The 18,139-nt window shown below is 54.4% G+C and carries 11 protein-coding genes; 3 read left to right on the forward strand and 8 right to left on the reverse strand.

The window, feature by feature from the left end:
* Positions 1-53 precede the first annotated feature (53 nt).
* The 5 genes from ACQRCA_RS03930 to ACQRCA_RS03950 form a co-directional block, all read right to left on the reverse strand.
* On the reverse strand, positions 54-3,569 hold the full coding sequence (locus ACQRCA_RS03930; protein WP_427718781.1) for an RICIN domain-containing protein: 3,516 nt from the start codon (positions 3,567-3,569) through the stop codon (positions 54-56).
* Positions 3,570-3,823: 254 nt separating this feature from the next.
* A complete protein-coding gene (locus ACQRCA_RS03935) occupies positions 3,824-7,222 on the reverse strand; it encodes an RICIN domain-containing protein (RefSeq protein WP_427718784.1) in 3,399 nt (1,132 codons plus the stop codon).
* Positions 7,223-7,322: 100 nt separating this feature from the next.
* Positions 7,323-8,279 carry a dTDP-glucose 4,6-dehydratase gene (gene rfbB, locus ACQRCA_RS03940; RefSeq protein ID WP_427718786.1) on the reverse strand — a complete coding sequence of 319 codons (957 nt, stop codon included), beginning with the start codon at positions 8,277-8,279 and terminating at the stop codon, positions 7,323-7,325.
* Between the two features lie 34 nt (positions 8,280-8,313).
* The gene (locus ACQRCA_RS03945; protein WP_427718789.1) at positions 8,314-9,342 is read right to left on the reverse strand and encodes a glycosyltransferase family 2 protein; all 1,029 of its coding nucleotides are present in this window, start codon (positions 9,340-9,342) and stop codon (positions 8,314-8,316) included.
* Between the two features lie 7 nt (positions 9,343-9,349).
* Positions 9,350-10,453, reverse strand: coding sequence for a glycosyltransferase (locus tag ACQRCA_RS03950; protein WP_427718791.1), 1,104 nt, complete (start codon positions 10,451-10,453; stop codon positions 9,350-9,352).
* A 111-nt stretch (positions 10,454-10,564) separates the two neighbouring features.
* Between ACQRCA_RS03950 and ACQRCA_RS03955 the strand changes: the two genes are divergently transcribed.
* On the forward strand, positions 10,565-11,710 hold the full coding sequence (locus ACQRCA_RS03955) for an acyltransferase family protein (protein ID WP_427718793.1): 1,146 nt from the start codon (positions 10,565-10,567) through the stop codon (positions 11,708-11,710).
* A gap of 155 nt (positions 11,711-11,865) precedes the next feature.
* Entirely contained in the window at positions 11,866-12,885 is a 1,020-nt protein-coding gene (locus ACQRCA_RS03960) for a glycosyltransferase (protein WP_427718794.1), read from the forward strand.
* A gap of 11 nt (positions 12,886-12,896) precedes the next feature.
* On the opposite strand, the gene ACQRCA_RS03965 is transcribed toward ACQRCA_RS03960, so the two are convergent.
* The 3 genes from ACQRCA_RS03965 to ACQRCA_RS03975 all read right to left on the reverse strand — a co-directional run bounded on the left by ACQRCA_RS03965 (position 12,897) and on the right by ACQRCA_RS03975 (position 17,115).
* Complete coding sequence (locus ACQRCA_RS03965; protein WP_427718796.1) at positions 12,897-14,693, reverse strand: AAA family ATPase; 1,797 nt, start codon at positions 14,691-14,693, stop codon at positions 12,897-12,899.
* A gap of 202 nt (positions 14,694-14,895) precedes the next feature.
* Positions 14,896-16,545: a hypothetical protein gene (locus ACQRCA_RS03970; RefSeq protein ID WP_427718798.1), complete on the reverse strand. Its 1,650-nt coding sequence runs from the start codon at positions 16,543-16,545 to the stop codon at positions 14,896-14,898.
* Between the two features lie 138 nt (positions 16,546-16,683).
* Positions 16,684-17,115: an RrF2 family transcriptional regulator gene (locus tag ACQRCA_RS03975; RefSeq protein WP_154518293.1), complete on the reverse strand. Its 432-nt coding sequence runs from the start codon at positions 17,113-17,115 to the stop codon at positions 16,684-16,686.
* A gap of 223 nt (positions 17,116-17,338) precedes the next feature.
* On the opposite strand from ACQRCA_RS03975, the gene sufC reads away from it, so the two are divergent.
* Positions 17,339-18,139 carry a Fe-S cluster assembly ATPase SufC gene (gene sufC / locus ACQRCA_RS03980; RefSeq protein WP_427718800.1) on the forward strand — a complete coding sequence of 267 codons (801 nt, stop codon included), beginning with the start codon at positions 17,339-17,341 and terminating at the stop codon, positions 18,137-18,139.

Genomic DNA, 18,139 nt, shown 5'->3' on the forward strand with positions numbered 1-18,139 from the left:
ATTAACACTGAATCTATAATAGTTGATACGAGCCGCGATATTGTTGCAATTGGTTACTTAATAACGACTGCTTGCGCACCTCTTTGCTGGTAGACCCAAGCAATCCAATCTCGATCGTAGGTGGTATAGCCATCGATGGTATCGGAGATCATGACCTTGTTTGTTTGAGGGTTATAACCCTTCAGAACAACCGTATGCGAGTTAACGCAAGCAAAATATCCACCCTGTCGGGCATAGATATTTCCAACGTTGCCCTGATGAACGGTAGTCCAAATAATGACCGGATGTCCATCATCAAGGTAATTGCAGAGGTCATACAGAGAGGTTCCCGACATGTCGTACGAACGCAGGCTGCTCCCCCTACTTGCCAGGAAATTATTGGCAGCCCTATTGAGTCCAGGAGCGCAGATCTCGTTACCATTGTTGTAGCTGTGAGGGTCTCCCCAGAAGCACCAGACAAAGTCCCAAGAGCTACGGGGGATCCATCGATCGGCCATCTCACACGGACCAACACCAAAACCGTAATAGTTAAGGACGTTGGTCAGGGCCGCCGATTCACAGCCGTTGGGAAGACCAGCGGAGTACTGATTGTAAACTGGGACAGCCAGATCTACCGCCTCGGGCGTATAGCTCGTCTGGGTAAAGTAAAATCCCTGCGCGTCGGAGCCGTTAGCAGCGTAAATCTGGATATTGGCTCCATCATTAAGCGCACCCCCGTTCACATCCAAAACGAGCGAGTCGTTAAGCGCAGAACGAAGGACAAAGGAGCCGCCGCCCACGTAATCAACACGCCAGCGCTGAGCGGAGCTTCCATTCCCCTGCCACTGCTGAACGTTAGCGCCCGAAGCACCCTGGGCATTCAGGACATCAAGATATTTTTTGCTTCGGCAGTTTTGAATCGAAATGGTTCCATCCGAGTTAACGCTGACGTTCCATTTTTGAGCGCCAGAATCATTGGAAGACCAAAGTTGCACGTTAGCACCGTTTGAACGAGAGCCACTCGCCACGTCTAGCACCTTGGAACGGTTAGAAGCAGTGGCAATAACATAGGTGCCCGAATCAACTAACGAGCAGGCAGACAACTTGAAAGACTGTGCCAAGGTGCCGTTAGAATCATACACCCTAATATTAGCTCCATTGCTTGTTGAGCCACCTGCGGCACCTAGGACCTTGCCGGTTGCAACGTTAACGAAGTTGACGCCGCCCTTGTCAATCTGGGCGGTCCAAAGCTGAGCACCACCATTATCAGAAGATCGGACGCAAACGTTGCCATCTTCATCTGCCGTTAAGACCTTGCCAGACACCAGGCTTTCAACGGTATACGTATTATCACGGTCGGCAACCTTAGCAACTTTCCATTTCTGAGCAATCGACTTGTTGCTTCCATAGAGCTGAACGTTAGCGCCATCACTGGCCGAGCCGCTCGCAACGTCCAAAACCGCAGAAGAAGCAGAGTTCGAAATGGTAAAGAAGCCCTCGGGCAAAAGCGAGGTCAGCTTTGTAAAGGCAAGACGCTGCGACGCGGAATCAGACGGGATGTCTCCGTACACATTAGAGTTGGCAACACTTAGGACCAATCCGGTTGCTTTATTCGTTGCCGTATAGGAGCCGTCATCGTTACGAACAATGGAATACAGCTGATTAGCGTTATTGCCGTCACCGCTCCATTGGTGGACATTAGTTCCGGGGCACACATTGCCACCATCAACATCGAGAGCCTTGCCAGACTGGGCGTTCACGATTCGATAGTAGCCATTCTCATATACAAATTTAAAAAACTGAGCAAACGTGCCATTAGCAGCATAAGTCTGGACGTTTGCCCCGTTGGAAGAGGACCCACCGGAGATATCAAACACACGAGATGAATCCGATGCCAGCGAAATAGTGAACCAGCCGTCCAAACCAAGATCGTCGGACGGGGCCACATCGGGAACGGCCGATACAAAACGAACGTTTTGGGCAGCGGTACCGTTGCTCTCATATGTTTGCACATTGGCGCCATTCGAGGAAGATCCGCCTGCAACATCTAGAACAAGATCGGGCAGAACTGCGGACTGCAACCGGAACGAGCCAGCAGGCACCGAGGGAACGGCGATCCAGCGCTGGGCACGCGATCCATTGAATGAATACTGTTGAATATTGGTCCCCAACGTACAAGAACCGCCCGCAATATCAAGCACCTTGCCAGAGGAAACATTTTTAACAATCAAATAGCCAAGTTCATCATGCGAAATGTCCCACTGTTGAGCCGCTATCATATTCGACACATACGACTGAACATTGCCGCCGTTGGCTTTAGAGCCACCGTTCACGTCCAGAACCTTAGCTCCTTCAACGCCGAGTGCCAAGACATAGCGCCCATCAGCAATATTGCCAGCATTTTGCTGGGCAAGCGCATCCAGTTGTTCGCGCTGAACGTCTAAATTGAAAAATGTCCAACGTTGAGCAATCGTGCCATTATCCGACCAAGTTCGCACGTTCGTGCCGCTACTTGTATTACCGTTGGCGATATCAAGGCAGATCGACGGATCAAGCGCGGACACCAGCTTGATGGAGCCCCCATCCTTAACAGCAATCCATTTTTGCGCCGCAGAACCATTTGACGCATATTGTTGGACGTTCGTTCCAGATTGAGCGCTTCCGCCAGAAACATCAAGAACAAGACCGGAACCACTGTTGGTTAATGTGACAAAGCCATTTTGATCATGAGAAACGGTCCACGTTTGTGCAGCCGTGGCGTTGAGGGCATATATTTGGACATTCACACGCGATGACCTAGATCCACCCGCAACATCAAGCGTCTGCCAGGAGCTTTTTGCCGAGCGGATATAGTAGGTGCCGTCAGCGAGGTCGGAGGCGTGGGCAGTAGCAAGCTCGGCAAGGATGGTAGCCTTGGGCTTCTCAAGCGAAAACGTCTGAGCAGCGGATTCATTGCATTGATAGAGACGGATTTCTGTTCCGTTGGAATCGCTGGCGCCAGCGATGTCGATGGCAAAATCATCATCGACGACAGGCGAAAAGACGAGTCCGCCGCCAACCTGTCGAGCATGCCATGCAAAGCCCCAGGCGCCATCATCGCCAGCATTCTGCGTAAGACGCGGATGGTCCGAGAAACGAGAGGCATCGTTTGGGTAGCAAAGGTACAACCCCGATTTAATGTTTTTAAAAGCGTATTGACGGCTGCCAAGATCAACAAGGACAAACTGCTGTGCAGTCGTCTCATTTCTCCCATATAACTGTATCGCAGCGCCGGCACTCACCGAACCGCCCGGAACATCGAGCACTCGATGCCCCGACAAAGTCGAGGTAAGAAAATAGGTACCCGCGTCAAGGGTCGCATATTTTGTCAGATCAACGCCCTCAGTGGAGTCCTCGGATGCACTGTCGAGGTTCTCGTCGCTCGACTCACCCTCCTGGGCAATATCGCTTGAAAGTGAATCTGAAACAGGGGCGGCGGTCTCCTCGGTTTGCTCAGTATCTTCGGCGGAAAGCCCGGTCGAAGAAGTCTCGGCAAATGCCGTTGAACCCGAATTGAGCCCGATGGGCAGCGCCAGAAACAGCCCCAGCAAACATCCCACTTGCAATAATGTGCAAGCACGTTTTATATGACGCATGACATCCCCCAGAAGGTCTCGCCAACACCTACGACATAGTGCATCCCCCCACGAGCTCGTATTGCTTAAGCATCGCATCATGCAATCCAACATGTGGAAAAAATGCCTATACTTTTGTTTCATTTAATCGCGGTTTAGAGCAATATGCAACTCTTTGCGTCAAAAGAAGGCAGCTCGCCAAACGCGAGCCGCCTTCTACCTTAGTAGTTTTAGTAGTTAACTACCTTCGTTCCATAGGGGATGTTGTCATAGATCCATTTAGCGTGATCGGTTGTAAGCCTAATGCACCCAGCCGACGCGCGATGGCCCATCGTGTGATCCATCACATTGAACGTTCCCGTATAACAAGGCTGCGAATGGAATAAATAGTCTCCATAAAACTGCGTGTAGTACCAGCAGGTATATCCGTGTCCAAACGAAATGCCCTTTCCGTAAACAGAGAACTCACCCAGCACCGTTGGCGACCCATTTTTGCCTGGAGCACACTGCCAGAAAGACCAGAGCCTCCAATTACCACGAGAGCCCCTAAAAATACCTGTACGGCATCCAACGGTATCAGTCAAAATTAGCCATTCCGTGTTGCTGTTATACCACTGCGCACGGTTATACATTGCCTGCTGATCGGCAGGCAGCGGCTGCACGTACGTAGTAGCTCTGAAGGTAAACCGCTGCGCCCTTGAATCGTTACTTGCGTGCAGAGTGACGTTCGTTCCGTTTGCGCTGTTGCCTCCAGAAACATCGATTACGAACGCTCCATTCAGAGCGGAAGACAGCTTAAATCCACCGGGTATATAATCGATAAACCAACGCTGGGCAGCACTGCCATTCCTAGACCATTGTTGGATATTGGTTCCAGAAGATGCAGCCCCATCTTTTACGTCAAGAGCCTTGCCACTGGCGGCATTTACGATATTGTAAGAGCCATCACCGTTACGAGAGAAGTTCCATTTTTGAGCACCCGAATCGTTGTTCTGCCAAATCTGAACGTTTGCACCGTCCGAGTGCGATCCGCCAGAAACATCTAAAACCGATCCCGCGTGAGAAGCCATTCGGATGAAATACGTACCATTGTCGATGGTTGCCGAAGTGGCGCGCAGGCGGAATCTCTGCGCAGCGGAGCCATTGGAGGAGTGGACTTGAATATTGGAAGTCGACGCAAAATTACCGCCCTTCACATCAAGCGAAAGGTCTTGGTCATCCGCCGACACAAACTCAATACCATTGCTATCGATTCGCGCCACCCATTGCTGCACCTTCACATCTGCCGGTGCCATCGTGCAAACATTGGTACCGGAAACAGCAAGTCTGTTAGTTGAGCAAACAGATTCAAACGTATAGGTATTCTTCGCTCCATCCACCTTTTTAAGCAGCCATTTTTGGGCGAAGGAACCATTGCCGGTATAGAGCTGAACTTTAGCGCCGGAGTCAGCGGATGCACCCGCGACATCAAGTGCATAGGAGGAATTTGCAGACGGATATACCTCATAAAGGCCTTCGCTCAGCAGGTCTTCTTGCTCGGCAAAGACAAACGACGTCTGGACAGAATCTCCCGCCGTGGCAACAACCAGATTTGAACCGGACACAGCGAGCATGAGCCCTGTGCCCTTATTGATGAACGAATAGCTTCCGTCCTCATTGGCAATGACACTGAAAAGCTGGTTGTCGTTGGGACTTTCATCCCACTGCTGGACATTCGTCCCGGGGACAACGTCACCAGCCGCAACATCGAGCACCTTACCGGAACCAGCATTACGCAGAACATAGTAACCGTCTCGATACTCAGCCTTAAATAGCTGGGACAGCGTGCCATTGCAGGAATATGTCTGAACGTTGCCCCCGTTCTTTAATGAGCCACCGGCAACGTCAAAGGCAACAGCGCCATTTGAAGAGGGTGAAATAACGAACCAGCCCTTGTCTTTCAAAATGTCATCGCACGGACCAACTGACGCAGGGTTCGCGGCAATAAAGGTAAAGCGCTGCGCGGCAGTTCCATTCGAAGCATACAACTGCACGTTTGTCTGAGAGCTCAGCGAGCCGCCGGCAACGTCAAGTGCGCGCTGTTGCCAAACAGCAGAAAGAAGTCGAACGCTTCCATCACCATTCGGTACCGCAATCCACTTTTGCGCATAGTTCGCATCGCCACAAGCCGCGTGCTGCTGGACGTTCGCTCCCAGGGAAGTTGAACCCGCGGAAACATCAAGGACTTTGCCAGACTTTACGTTCGCTATTGTGAGGTAGCCGTCATCGTCATGCGAAACACGCCAACGCTGTGCGGCAGTCGTATTCGATTGATAGATCTGCACGTTTGCACCGCTAGAAGCAGAGCCGCCGACAACATCGAGAACCATTCGAGACAAGTCCGGACCAGCAACGATCGCATAGTCTCCGTCTTTGACGACTTCCCGGTTAACGGAAGCGAGCTTATCGAGCTCGGAACGTACGGCCGTCGGATCCACAAAATAGAAGGATTGGGCTGCTGTTCCATTTGCACTGTATAGCTGAAGTCCTGCGCCGGGCACAATAGAGCCACCGGGGACGTCGGCGACCTTTTGTCCGTTCAAGCCCGACACAATCCGATAGCGCTCGCCGTCTTTCTCGATGATCCACTTTTGGGCCTTGGTTCCATTGGCGGCATAGGTCTGCAGCTTCGTGCCGTTGGCGTCATTGCCGCCCGCCGCATCCAGAACCGCCCCGGCACCATGAATCGCAATGGTGCGATACCCGTCCGACGTAGTTGAGACATCGAACATTTGAACGCCTGAATATCCGAACTTGTCAAAGGACAGCGATCCGCCGTCTGTGATCAGCGCAAACGAATCATTCGAGGCCAACATAGCATATGTCCCATCAGGAAGGTCAGCGAGATGCGCCGCCGCCCGATCATCGAGCTGCTGCTGCTCGGTTTTGGCAGGCGTTAGTACCCATCGCTGAGCTGCCGTACCATTTGCCTCATACAACTGCACGGCAGAGCCATTTGCGGTAACTCCACCCGCCACGTCAATGGCAAACGACTGGTTGAGCGCCGAAATAAAGGTGTAGCTGCCATCGGTTTCTTTAATTGCGACCCAGCGCTGCGCAAGGGCGCCGTTATCGGACCAAAGCTGAACGGGATTCCTATTGCTCGCGCTGCCGCCGGGGACATCAAGCGTGCAACCCTTGACAGAAGCAATGACAACAAAGCCATTCTGATCGTGAGACACTCGCCAGACCTGAGCATTCGTCTTGTTCTCACTGTACAGCTGCAGCTTTCTGCCAGCAGACGCCGTGCCACCAGGAACATCAAGTACAAAATTGCTGTTAACCGAAGAGCCAAAAGTGTACAACCCATCCGTAAGGTCATCGACGTGCTCGGAAGCGAGATCATAGACAGACTCGGGCTTTTCCGGTTTCACAGCATCGGTCGAATCCGATGCATTCGAATCGGACGTACTGTCCACGGACATAACTTCGTTGGTAACGAGCTCGGACTCGTTCAACTGGTCTGCAGCCAGGGAGGCATTTGTATCTTGGCCGGTAGCCACGTTGTCTTCAGCAAATGCGGGAACGAGACAAATTCCCAACAGAAGCACGATAAACACCGAAGCAAACATAGCTTTTCGATTGCCCATGTCTGTCCCCTTTCATACGGTTGCTTACACTCTATGCCAAGAAGCGCGCCCCATCGTCGAGAGATTCGTGAGCAGCAGCAGCTTAACCCCGAAAGGCCAATCAGGTTAAAAGCATGTTGCAATAGCACAATCGCGAAATCTCTGCTGCAAAGTCACCATGGATCGGCGCCCAACCAAGCTCGCGGCAGAGCTTGCTAGCGTCTATGGCGTACCGTCGATCATGGCCGGGACGGTCCTTAACCCAATCGATAAAGTCTTCGTCTTTGCCCATTGCTTTAAGAATGGTCTTGAGGACTTCGAGATTGCTGCGCTCGCAATTGGCTCCGACAAGATAGGTCTCCCCGATCCTCCCTTTGGTCAAAATGAGCCAAACAGCACGAGCGTGGTCATCGACATGAATCCAATCGCGTACGTTTAGACCGTCCCCGTACAATTTAGGACACTCCCCGCGCCGGACGCATGCAATCGAATGCGGAATGAACTTCTCGGTGTGCTGATATGGACCATAGTTATTACAGCAATTAGAAATTGTTGCCTGCAGACCATAGGTACGAATCCAAGCTCTCACAAGCATGTCAGATGCCGCCTTGGAGCTTGAATAGGGGCTACTCGGTCGATAAGGAGACTCCTCGGTAAATCTACGCGGATCATCAAGCGCCAGGTCTCCAAACACTTCATCAGTCGAAATGTGATGAAACCTGACATGGTGTCTACGAGCAGCTTCCAAGAGTTGGTATGTGCCCTCGACATTCGTTTTTATAAACGGGCTAGGATCGACAATCGAATTGTCATTATGGGACTCCGCGGCATAGTGAATAATTGCATCGTGCCCGGGAACGACTCGATCAAGCAAATCCGAATCGCAGATGTCACCAACAACAAGCTTAACCCTGTCCTCCGGAAGCCCAGCTATGCCGTCAGGATTAGCAGCATAGGTCAGCTTATCCAGGATGGTGACACGCGCATTTGGAACGTTGTTCACAACATAGCGAACAAACGCCGAACCGCAAAAACCACAACCGCCCGTAATCAGGATGTTCTTGTAATTAGATTCCATACGCGCAGCACTCCCAAGCCATGATAGGTGACCCCTAAACAAACCGCTCGATGCAAGCCTTCAGCCCACGGGTCGATAGATAGAGGCGAACGACGTCGATGAGAGAAACGCCCGCGCCGGCGGCGATTTTTCTTGCCACGTTGCGAACGGCAGTAGCAGAAGGAAGATCCATCCAGCTGGAACCAAAGTACTGTCGGAACTCGCCTTTAACGCTCGCAGCAACCACGGCATAACCCTCCGCATCCAAGCGTGCAAGGTCGAACACAACCAGATCCAAAAACCACGTGGCAAGCTCTCCGGGACGCAAACCCAACAGTCCTCGCCTGTCCCAGCGCTCCAGCACTTCATGAAGCACCAGCAAGTGGGCATCGACCTTGTCCGTGCGCTTGGCGCCGGCATTAAACGTATGCGTCAGCGACTTCTCCTGCATCACGTAGTGATACAGCTTCTCGGGCGCTAGGACCGTCCTGGCAGACAGCGGATACGATTCAAACTGAAACACAACGTCCTCAGCAAACCGGACATTTTCGGCAAAACGCAAAGACTCACGCTCAATCAGCCCGCGAGAGTATGCCGCACGCCAGACATAGGGCTGTGCATTCGCGGAAAATAGCAGCGCTGGATCAAATGACTCGAACACGCACGCCTCAGGAGAAAGCAACTGCTTGATGCGCTTAGAGGCCAACTCGGCAGGCTCGCAAACGGCTCCAAACACAACAATCTCGGGATGCTCCTTGGCAAACGTATCGACCAAGAACTCGGTAAGATTAGGCTCGACGTAATCGTCCGAATCGACGAAGTCGATAATGTCGCCGCGCGCAACATCCATGCCCGCATTACGGGCAGACGACAGTCCGCCGTTAGATTTCTCGACAACGCACACGCGAGAATCCTTGCACGCATACTTGCCAATAATCGCAGCAGAGTCATCCGGCGATCCATCGTTAACAACGACGATCTCAATATCCGGACAGGTCTGCCCCAAAAGGGAGTCAAGACAACGAGGCAGGAATTCCTGAGTGTTATAGACAGGAACAATAAAGGATACCTTCGGGTTTGCCATAACTCCCCTATTTCTTAATTGCATCCAGGACGAATGCCGCGACCACGCCCGGGCCGCCGACACGCGCATAATGCTTCGCGCGACCCATCGCGCCCGCTCCGGCAAAGTCTGGAGACGCAGCCAGCCACTTTTGCGGATCGTCGACAATAGCCTTGAGATTCGCACGCTTCCACGGCTTAAGGTCCGTTAGCTCAAACTCATGTGCCTCAAGCGCGCCGCGGAACTCCTGGGCCATACGGTCCAAAAACTCAGCGTAAAACTTGGGATTCAGGCGAATGTAGCTCCACATATACGAATCGTATTTAATGATATTTGCAAACCTGAGCAGCTTGGCAACGTCCTGCGAAGAGTGCGACTCGGCAAAATCCTCAACAATCCAGCGATGAATCTCGGCATACTCGTCGTTAACACAGTGAACCTTATTAGGAGAGTTGACCGAAGACCCCTCGTTGTCCTGGCGATATGAAAGCACGGAATCATGCAGGTAAACCGCGGTATCGGCAAGAGCGAACACCTTAAAGGTAAACGAGGCGTCCTGAAACGCAGCGCCAGGCGTCGGCAAGAAACGAATGGCATTACGGTTCAAGAAGTCTCGACGATACACCGCAGACCAAATCGATGGCTTAAGCGAGAAGGCATTGACGGTATCACTCGGGTGTACCGGCTTGCGGCAGTCCTTAGCTTTAAAGAGCTCCATCAGCTCTCGGCGCTCCTCCGGCTTCGACCAATACAGGTCAAAATTCGCCTTTGCAAAATCGGCGTCAAAGCACTCGGCAGCTGCCACGAGCTTCTCCAGCGCATCGGGCGTCATAAAGTCATCGGACTCTAGAATGCCCACGTACTTACCACGCGCCATCTCCAGGCCGCGGTTCATCGAGTCACCGTAGCCGCTGTTGGCCTTATCGATCATCTTCACACGCGCGTCGCGCTCCATGTACTCGCGGATAATCGCCGGCGAGTTGTCGGTAGAGCCGTCGTTGATACAGATGATCTCAATATCCTTGAGCGTCTGCGCCACGGCGGAATCGAGGCACTCGTGCAGGTAGCGCTCAACGTTGTAGATGGGAATTAGCAGCGACAGGACGGGGCTGCCAGAAGAATTAGTAGACAAATGTGCTCCTTAGGAAATACCTGTCGTTAATGGTATCAAAGGGTCGTCCAGCCCGCGGGCGTTTATATAATCTATGGAGCCCGCAGGGGCAAACCGATACGAAAGGAAGTCATGCAGCCCAAAGCCGCACGCAACATATCCATCGAAGCGCTGCGCTTGGTCGCGGTCGCTGGCATCGCGATATTCCATACCTTTCAGTGGACCTTTCAAGCCATCTGCGTCGGCTTGCCGGAATACGCGCCACTCACGGTCTTACCTTATTCAGGCATCTTGGGGTTCATCAACCTGCTTGGCTGCTGGGCCAACGAGGTCTTCTTTATGATCTCGGGCTACTTCCTTATTACTTCGGCTGCTCGCGCCTGGAGCGACGGGGCCACATGGACGTCGCAACTTCAGCGGACGACGCAGCGCCTTGGCAAAGTCATCTTGCCCACCGCGTTTTATTGCCTCGCGGCACTCGCATGGTCCACAGCCGTCTCCCCCATTCCCGATGTCTCCTTTCACACGCACTATTGGTACACGCTGGGGCTTGAGTTTATCTGGGTCTATGCCGCCACGGTCTGCATGGCGCCGTTGTTTGCGCTGGCTAAAAACCAACTCGGCAAGAAAAGCCACACAGCAGCAGTTGTCGCCGTCGGCGTCCTCGTTTTTATTGTCAATGGCCATCTGGCGACGCAATACTCGGCAAGCAGCGCTGAGTTTTCTTGGCTGCAGAAGATCATGAGCGCCGTCACCTACGTCGTCGCCTTTTTGATGGGAGGGCTGCTCCGCGACTATACCGGGACGACAACTCCGCGCAAAGCGCGCACCGTCGCCAAACGATTGCTTGCAGCAGTTTTGATCATCACGATCGCCCTGGAAGCCGCACTCTCCGCAACCGGTAATCTGTCGGCAATGGCAATGCTTTCCTATAAGTCGACCTCGGTCGTCTCGTTCGCCCTCGCTGCCACCTCGTTGTTCTTTGCGGCAACCCGCGACAATAAATCGAGTAATCCTCGCGCCGCGAATGTCATCGTCACCCTATCGACCGCCACGCTCGGTTTCTATGTGATGCAGTCGCTCACCAGTAGCCTGTGGCGTCCAATCTTCAATACGTTGCTCGCAAACATACTGGTCAGCCAAAACAGCCCGGCAGCTATATGTATCGTCACGGGTACCGTCATTAGCATCGTCTTTGCGCTGACGCTTCTCATCATCGATGCAGCTAGAAGCCTTATCGCCCGTAGTCTCAAGCAGCAATCAACGCATCACCATTGAGTATCGCGGCCACCATGCCCATGGCAGGTTCCTGCGTTTTATTCAAACCTTGCCAACATGGCGCAGCGACCCTTTACAATAGGTGCCGTCCAACGGACGCATTCGATAGCTTCCGCGCAGCGCTCGCCCGCCGCGCGTGAAAGGATATATTCCCCATGACTTCTACCCTTCCCGCTCCCATCGACAAGCTCGCCATCGTCGTCGTCACGTACAAGCGTCAGGAGCTCCTGGCCAACTTGTTCGACTCCATGACCGAGCTCACGGCCGCGCCGTGGCGTATCGTGATCGTCGACAACGAGAATTCGCGCGAGACCGAGGCCATGTGCGCGGCGTTTAACGAGCGCCTGGCCAACCTGTGGGGCGTCGACACCGATCAGCCCGACGCGCAGGGTGGCACCGACCGTGTCATCTACGCCCCACAGCTCGAAAACAGTGGCGGCGCGGGCGGCTTTTCTGCTGGCACCAAATGCGCCTATGACCTGGGCGCCCAGTGGTTTTGGGTGATGGACGACGACGTGCTCGTCATCCCGGAGGGCATCGAGCTCCTTGCCAAGTGGACGGACCGCTACGACGTTATCCAGGGTTCGCGCCTGGACTTTGACGGCGGCGCCTTCTTTTGGCAGTACCAGCTCATCCTTTCGCTTGGTATCCCCAACCCCATCGCTAAGTGGGACCTGGGCCCCGAGGGCTATCGCGCCATGAACCAGCTGTGCTTTGAGGGAGGCCTGTTCTCGCGCCGCGTAGTCGACAAGATCGGCCTGCCCGATGCACGCTTTTTCATCTACGGCGACGATGCCTGCTACGGCTATGTTGCGAGCCAGCACTTCCCCGCTGCCGTGGTTGCCGACGTGGTGCTCAAGCGCGCCCGCGCCGTCTCCAACTGGGATATCGCCGGTAAGCGTCAGCTCAATTCCACCAGTGACACCAATCGCTACTACATCATGCGTAACCGCGGCTACTTGGCCCGCTACATGCAGATCTACGGTGATTACCACCCCATTTTGTTCCGCTTGGGCAATGTGGCGACCTTCTGCAAGGAGTTTATCCGCCTTGCCGCCGTCGACAAGTGCTTTAAGACCGGCATTCCGGCGCTGCGCCGTGGCATGAAGGATGCCCGCAAGATCGTACGCGACCCCAACTGGAAGCCCATGCCGCCCATGAAGGAAACCGAGTAAAGCCGGCCCTCCTATAACTTCTGACATGCGACGGCAACTCGTTGTCCATCAAAGCCAAACCCCCAGCGTATGCGGCCCACAGCAGGACGTGGCACGCGAATGTCGTCGAGACCGCTCCGCTCGATATCGAGCAATGCCTGTACCGACAGAAGCTCTAGGCCCAACGCATCGACATCGGGGTCGTACAGCATGCTGACCGAGATCAGCGGACGGCTATCCAATATGCCAAGTGTATCCGCCGCATCAAAGGTATTGGCGGTCGGAAACACCTGGAAACCCCCAAACTCCGAACCGTGCGCTCGTTTTGTAACGGGATTGTCATACCCAGGCAACCCAAAACAAAGACCCTGCAGTGCCAAACGAAAAGCCAGCAGCAAATCCGACTCGTCTCCTTCGACACCCAAGTCATTAATTATTACGCCCAAAGCTCGCCTAACTGCACGCTCGTCTCCGCGGCAAAGACCCTTTTGGAAATCATCGATAGTCTCGGCACTCTCGGCAGCGCACTCGAACCATTCGATAATCACAAGACGCAGCGCATGCCGGAGCTCGTTATTGGGAAGGCGCAGGGCGCGGGGCAGATTGCCGTCCGTCTGGTGATCGGTCGCATCTGTCGTCAGGAGTCCACTCAGATACAAATCGGTCCAAATACCTTCTGCTGTCCCGGCATCAGGCTTCACGGCGTCTATGCACAGCGGCGCCTCAACACAGCCATACGGATTAAGCAAATCAAACATTGCCGCAAGCCATCTTAAATCCCAGGCGCCCACAGTCTCGTTCAGACAATCGGCATAGCAACATACGTCAAAGCGCGTTGGCGGCAGGCAGCCCCGAGCCAAGAACTCAACCACACGAGCCGGGTTCGAACAATAGAACCCGCCAAACCGGTAGCCTTCGAACCATTCACGCGCGCAAGCCAGTCTGTCGCTCTGACCAGCGCGATCTAGCAGCGCCCTGTTTTCGGCATCCGAAAAACCAAAGCGGCGATCGCACCAGCTCGACAAGGGAGAAGCCAAACAATACGGGCAGTTGCGATGCGCAAGTGCCGCCCGTGCGGGGCCGGGTCGCTCCCCCATCAAGCAAACCAGCCGCAAAGAATCGGTCGAGGCGACAATGCCGTCAAAGAGCAGGCGGTCAAGCAACTCGATAAAGCACGAGCCATAGGCGGCCTGCACCTGCATATGATTCGAAAACGCCGCGTCATACCCATCAACCAGCAGCACAACCTGTTCATCACATGCCATACGGAGGAGCTCGATTAACACGCCAAGAGCCGAATCGATCTCATCAGGAGCGGCAACACCGCGCGCTACGCGCTCGATATGGCGCACGTCGCCGCGCGCTAAATCGGGAACTTCCAGCAGCGGCAACAGACGAGCGCACTCACGAGCGACGGCATCGCGCATGGCGGCCTCGGCATCGGCGCCTCGATAGGAGGAAGCAGAAAAATCCAAAGCAATGACCGGATAGCGTGCATACTCATCACGATAGATGCCATCTTCTGCGTCCCATATTTGGCTACCGATGAAGAGATTGACGTTAGACGAGCCGGGCACAGGACGCTCCAGATAACATTTGAGCATGGAGAGGTTCATACTCTTGCCAAAACCATGAGGCCGACAACAGAGCGCCACAGTCGATTCGCAATCTAAGATATCGGCAATAAACATGGTCTTATCAACTAAAACACAATGATCGGCGGCGTCGGCAAAATCATGAATATCAATCGGCAGAACAGCATTTCCGCCGGGATTGAGCAACTTCACGCCAAAGGTGTTATCAATATCATACATTGCCTGTTCAGACACCGTTTTATCTCCCCTTTTATAATAACGATGCCATTTTAGCGACCATCTTGATAACAATTTTATTGTTCAACAAATGATTCGGGTAACGGTAGAAATGACTCCATAAGGGGGGCATAACAAAACGATTCGCAACAAATAGGGGTCCGTTGCTATCGCATCGGGCCCCTATTTCAATCCCTAAGGCAAAACACTCGCTGAGAGCCTACTTTTGGGCGTCTTTCTCCGCAGCGTCTTTGTTTTGCTGGTCAAGTTTATGCTTACCGCTCACAATAGACGTAGCGCCCAATGTGGCCAAGCTCGCGCTGGCAAGGCTCGCCATCAAAATCAAGTCACCCGTCTTGGGCATGCTGCCCTTAGAGGACTCAGTCGTCGTGGCTGAAGCAGTCACAACCTTGGTCTTACCCTGGTTCTGGTCGGCGGCATCATCAACCAGGCCCTTGGACCCATTGTCGTCCGTGTGCTTGCCATCCTTATCAAGGCGGGGATCCTTCGATTCCGCACCGTCTGATTCCGTGCCCTTGTCGGAATCAGACCCCTTAGAACCCTCGTCCTTCGAATCGCCCTTAGCATCCTCGGTCTTTTCCGTAGCGCCCTGGTCGGAGCCATCCTTCTTGGAAGACGAGCTGCTGTTGATGTCAACCATCAGCGAGGAGCCAAACATGGAGCCAAGTTGTTCGCTCGCAGAGGGTTTGCCATTCGTCGACGAGTCGCTCGAGCCGGCAGTCGATCCACCGGCGGAAGAACCAGACCCTGCCGCAGCATCTGCGGAATTCGAAGGCGAGGCAGACCCCGCGCTGCCGCCCGATGCGACATCGCCATTTCCGTCGCTTGCTCCGGCATCGTATGAAGGAGCATCGACGGTATCCTCGTCAGCACCATTGGTATCAGCACTAGGCCCAGAGGGAGCAACGGGAGCGGCGGGCGCCTGGCTAGGCGCTGGAGTCACGGGCTTGGGCTCAGGCTCGGGTTCAGGCTCGACCGGCGGCGTCGCCGCGGCCTCGTCCTCGGTAATATAGACCAGGCAATCCTTAAGCTCGTTCTTGTAACGGTTCTTCCAGCCCTCGTGATATTGCGGCTGGCTCGAGTACTTACGGGCAACGTTATTGACCACGCTGCTGGAAAGCGCCGTCACAAATTCACGGTCGGTCATATCGTTTGTAAGATTTGCCCAGCGGAAAAAGTCCTGGCAGCCATAGGTGCCGCACATGTTGGTGATGCTCCACACCATACCCTTGACGCAATCGGCGCGGCCAGAGATATCAATACCAAGCGCGCTCTTGAGCCAGGCCTCGGTCACCGCGTAATAGGAGTTGTATGCATATGAATCTTGCAGCGCCGAGAACTCAGCCGGATCGGCGTTATAGGCGCCCTGGAAGGCCTCCTGTGCAATGCGGCCCAGCTCCGTCAGCTGACCGTTCGAATACATGGGGTTGCTTGCGTTGGAGATATCGCCCCCGCGGTCAATTGCAGACTTAAGCATGCCGTACTTGGCAGGATTGTAGTTATAGACCTGCTTCATAAACGGGATGAGCGACCAGCGTCGATCGAACTGGTAGTAACCGAGAGCGTTGTAACCATCGCCGTACGAAAAGCCCTGGTTATAGTTGCCGTGGCTCTCATACTTGGTAAAGTACTTCATCTCGCTGGTCACATTAACAAACGAGACACCTTGGACCGACCTCAGCACGCCCGAGAAAGACTGCTGGGTATAAAGACCCTTATCGATATCGGTGGCATCCGAGGCAACGCCCGGCGTGGGCTCATCCGCAGCAGCGGGCGCGGGCGCGGCAACGGCGCCAAACGAAAGAGCCAGCGTCAATCCGGCAACAATCGCAGAATGCTTGGGCTGCATAAGATCCTCCTTGCATTGGTGTAGTTAAAGTGCAGTTTGCAAAGATAGATTTAAGTATCGCAGCAAGACCGATGTCGTACAACAACAACTCGACAAACGATAACGCCCTCCGCGAAATCTTAAGGAATTGCGCTCGAGTTACAGCTTGATATCGAAGTTAATCTCGGGCACGGCCGCCAAGTCGGCCAATGTCACGCCGTCGACGTACTTTTCAATCACGTCGTCCAGACCGCGCCAGAACTTCACAGTAGAGCACAGATCGCTGCGAGTGCAGTTGTTATCGATGCCATCGCATGCGACGGGCGCCGTGCTGCCCTCGACGGCGCGCAGTATATCGCCGGCTCGCACCTCGGCCGGGTCCACGGCCATCATGTAGCCGCCGCCCTTGCCGCGCACACTCTTGAGCAGGCCCGCCTTCATAAGCGGACGGACCAGCTGCTCCAAATACTTTTGCGAAATATGCTCACGGTCGGCAATCTCGCGCAGGGCGATTTTGCCCTCGGCGTCACCGAGCGCCGCGATATAAATCATCAAACGGAGGGCATAGCGGCCCTTAGAAGAAATGAGCATACCTACCCTCCCGGTGCGCTTGAGACAAAATCATCAGCAGAGTTTGCCCCCGATGCCAAGCGTGTGGGACAGACAATCCCGACTATTATGTCCCACATCTGAAAAGTCGAGTGGATTAGTCGGGTTTTCCCTTGACTAACGCCGAACCCATAGTAACTTTATTCCGAGAAGATTCCTAGGGTTTAGTACACCTATGAGTACACCATAAACAGAGAGGGACAGCATGAGCGCAAATCCGCTGCTTTCCATCGAAGGTCTGACCGCCTCCGTGGACGAGAAGACCATCCTCCACAACGTCAACCTCAACGTCGCCGCCGGCGAGACCCATGTGCTGATGGGGCCCAACGGCGCCGGCAAGTCCACCCTCGGCCACCTGGTCATGGGCGACCCCGTCTACACCGTGCAGAACGGCCGCATCGTCTTTGACGGCCAGGACATCACCGAGCTCACCACCGACAAGCGTTCGCGCGCCGGCCTGTTCCTGAGCTTCCAGGCTCCGGTCGAGATCCCGGGCGTGCCGCTGTCGAGCTTTTTGCGCGCCAGCATCGCCGGCCGCCCCGGCCTGGAGATGAAGGGCAAGGAATTCCGCCGTCGCGTCAAGGAGCTCGCGGCCGAGCTCAACATGGATACCGCTTACCTCAACCGCGAGCTGGGCGTAGGCTTCTCGGGCGGCGAGAAAAAGAAGGTCGAGATGCTCCAGCTTCTGCTGCTGCAGCCCAAACTCGCCATCCTGGACGAGACCGACTCCGGCCTGGACGTCGACGCCCTGTCCACCGTCAGCCACGGCATGGACGCCTACCGCAAGAGCTGCAACGGTTCCATGCTTATCATCACGCACAACACGCGCATCCTGGAGCACCTGGATGTCGACCGCGTCCACGTTATGGTCAAGGGCCACATCGTGCGCGAGGACGACGCCTCGCTGATCCCTTGGATCGACAAGAACGGCTTTGAGGCCTTCGAGCGCGAGGCCGCCGAGCAGCGCGCCCAGGCCGAGGCCGCCGCTGCCGAGCAGCAGGCGTAA

The sequence above is a fragment of the Collinsella sp. SGI.095 genome, from assembly GCF_050314535.1.
GTDB lineage: Bacteria > Actinomycetota > Coriobacteriia > Coriobacteriales > Coriobacteriaceae > Collinsella.

Bases quoted from the DNA above. Each gene is read 5' to 3' on its own strand.
- ACQRCA_RS03935 (WP_427718784.1), bottom strand. From the start codon at position 7,222: ATGGGCAATCGAAAAGCTATGTTTGCTTCGGTGTTTATCGTGCTTCTG.
- rfbB (WP_427718786.1), bottom strand. From the start codon at position 8,279: ATGGAATCTAATTACAAGAACATCCTGATTACGGGCGGTTGTGGTTTT.
- ACQRCA_RS03945 (WP_427718789.1), bottom strand. From the start codon at position 9,342: ATGGCAAACCCGAAGGTATCCTTTATTGTTCCTGTCTATAACACTCAG.
- ACQRCA_RS03955 (WP_427718793.1), top strand. From the start codon at position 10,565: ATGCAGCCCAAAGCCGCACGCAACATATCCATCGAAGCGCTGCGCTTG.
- ACQRCA_RS03960 (WP_427718794.1), top strand. From the start codon at position 11,866: ATGACTTCTACCCTTCCCGCTCCCATCGACAAGCTCGCCATCGTCGTC.
- ACQRCA_RS03970 (WP_427718798.1), bottom strand. From the start codon at position 16,545: ATGCAGCCCAAGCATTCTGCGATTGTTGCCGGATTGACGCTGGCTCTT.
- ACQRCA_RS03975 (WP_154518293.1), bottom strand. From the start codon at position 17,115: ATGCTCATTTCTTCTAAGGGCCGCTATGCCCTCCGTTTGATGATTTAT.
- sufC (WP_427718800.1), top strand. From the start codon at position 17,339: ATGAGCGCAAATCCGCTGCTTTCCATCGAAGGTCTGACCGCCTCCGTG.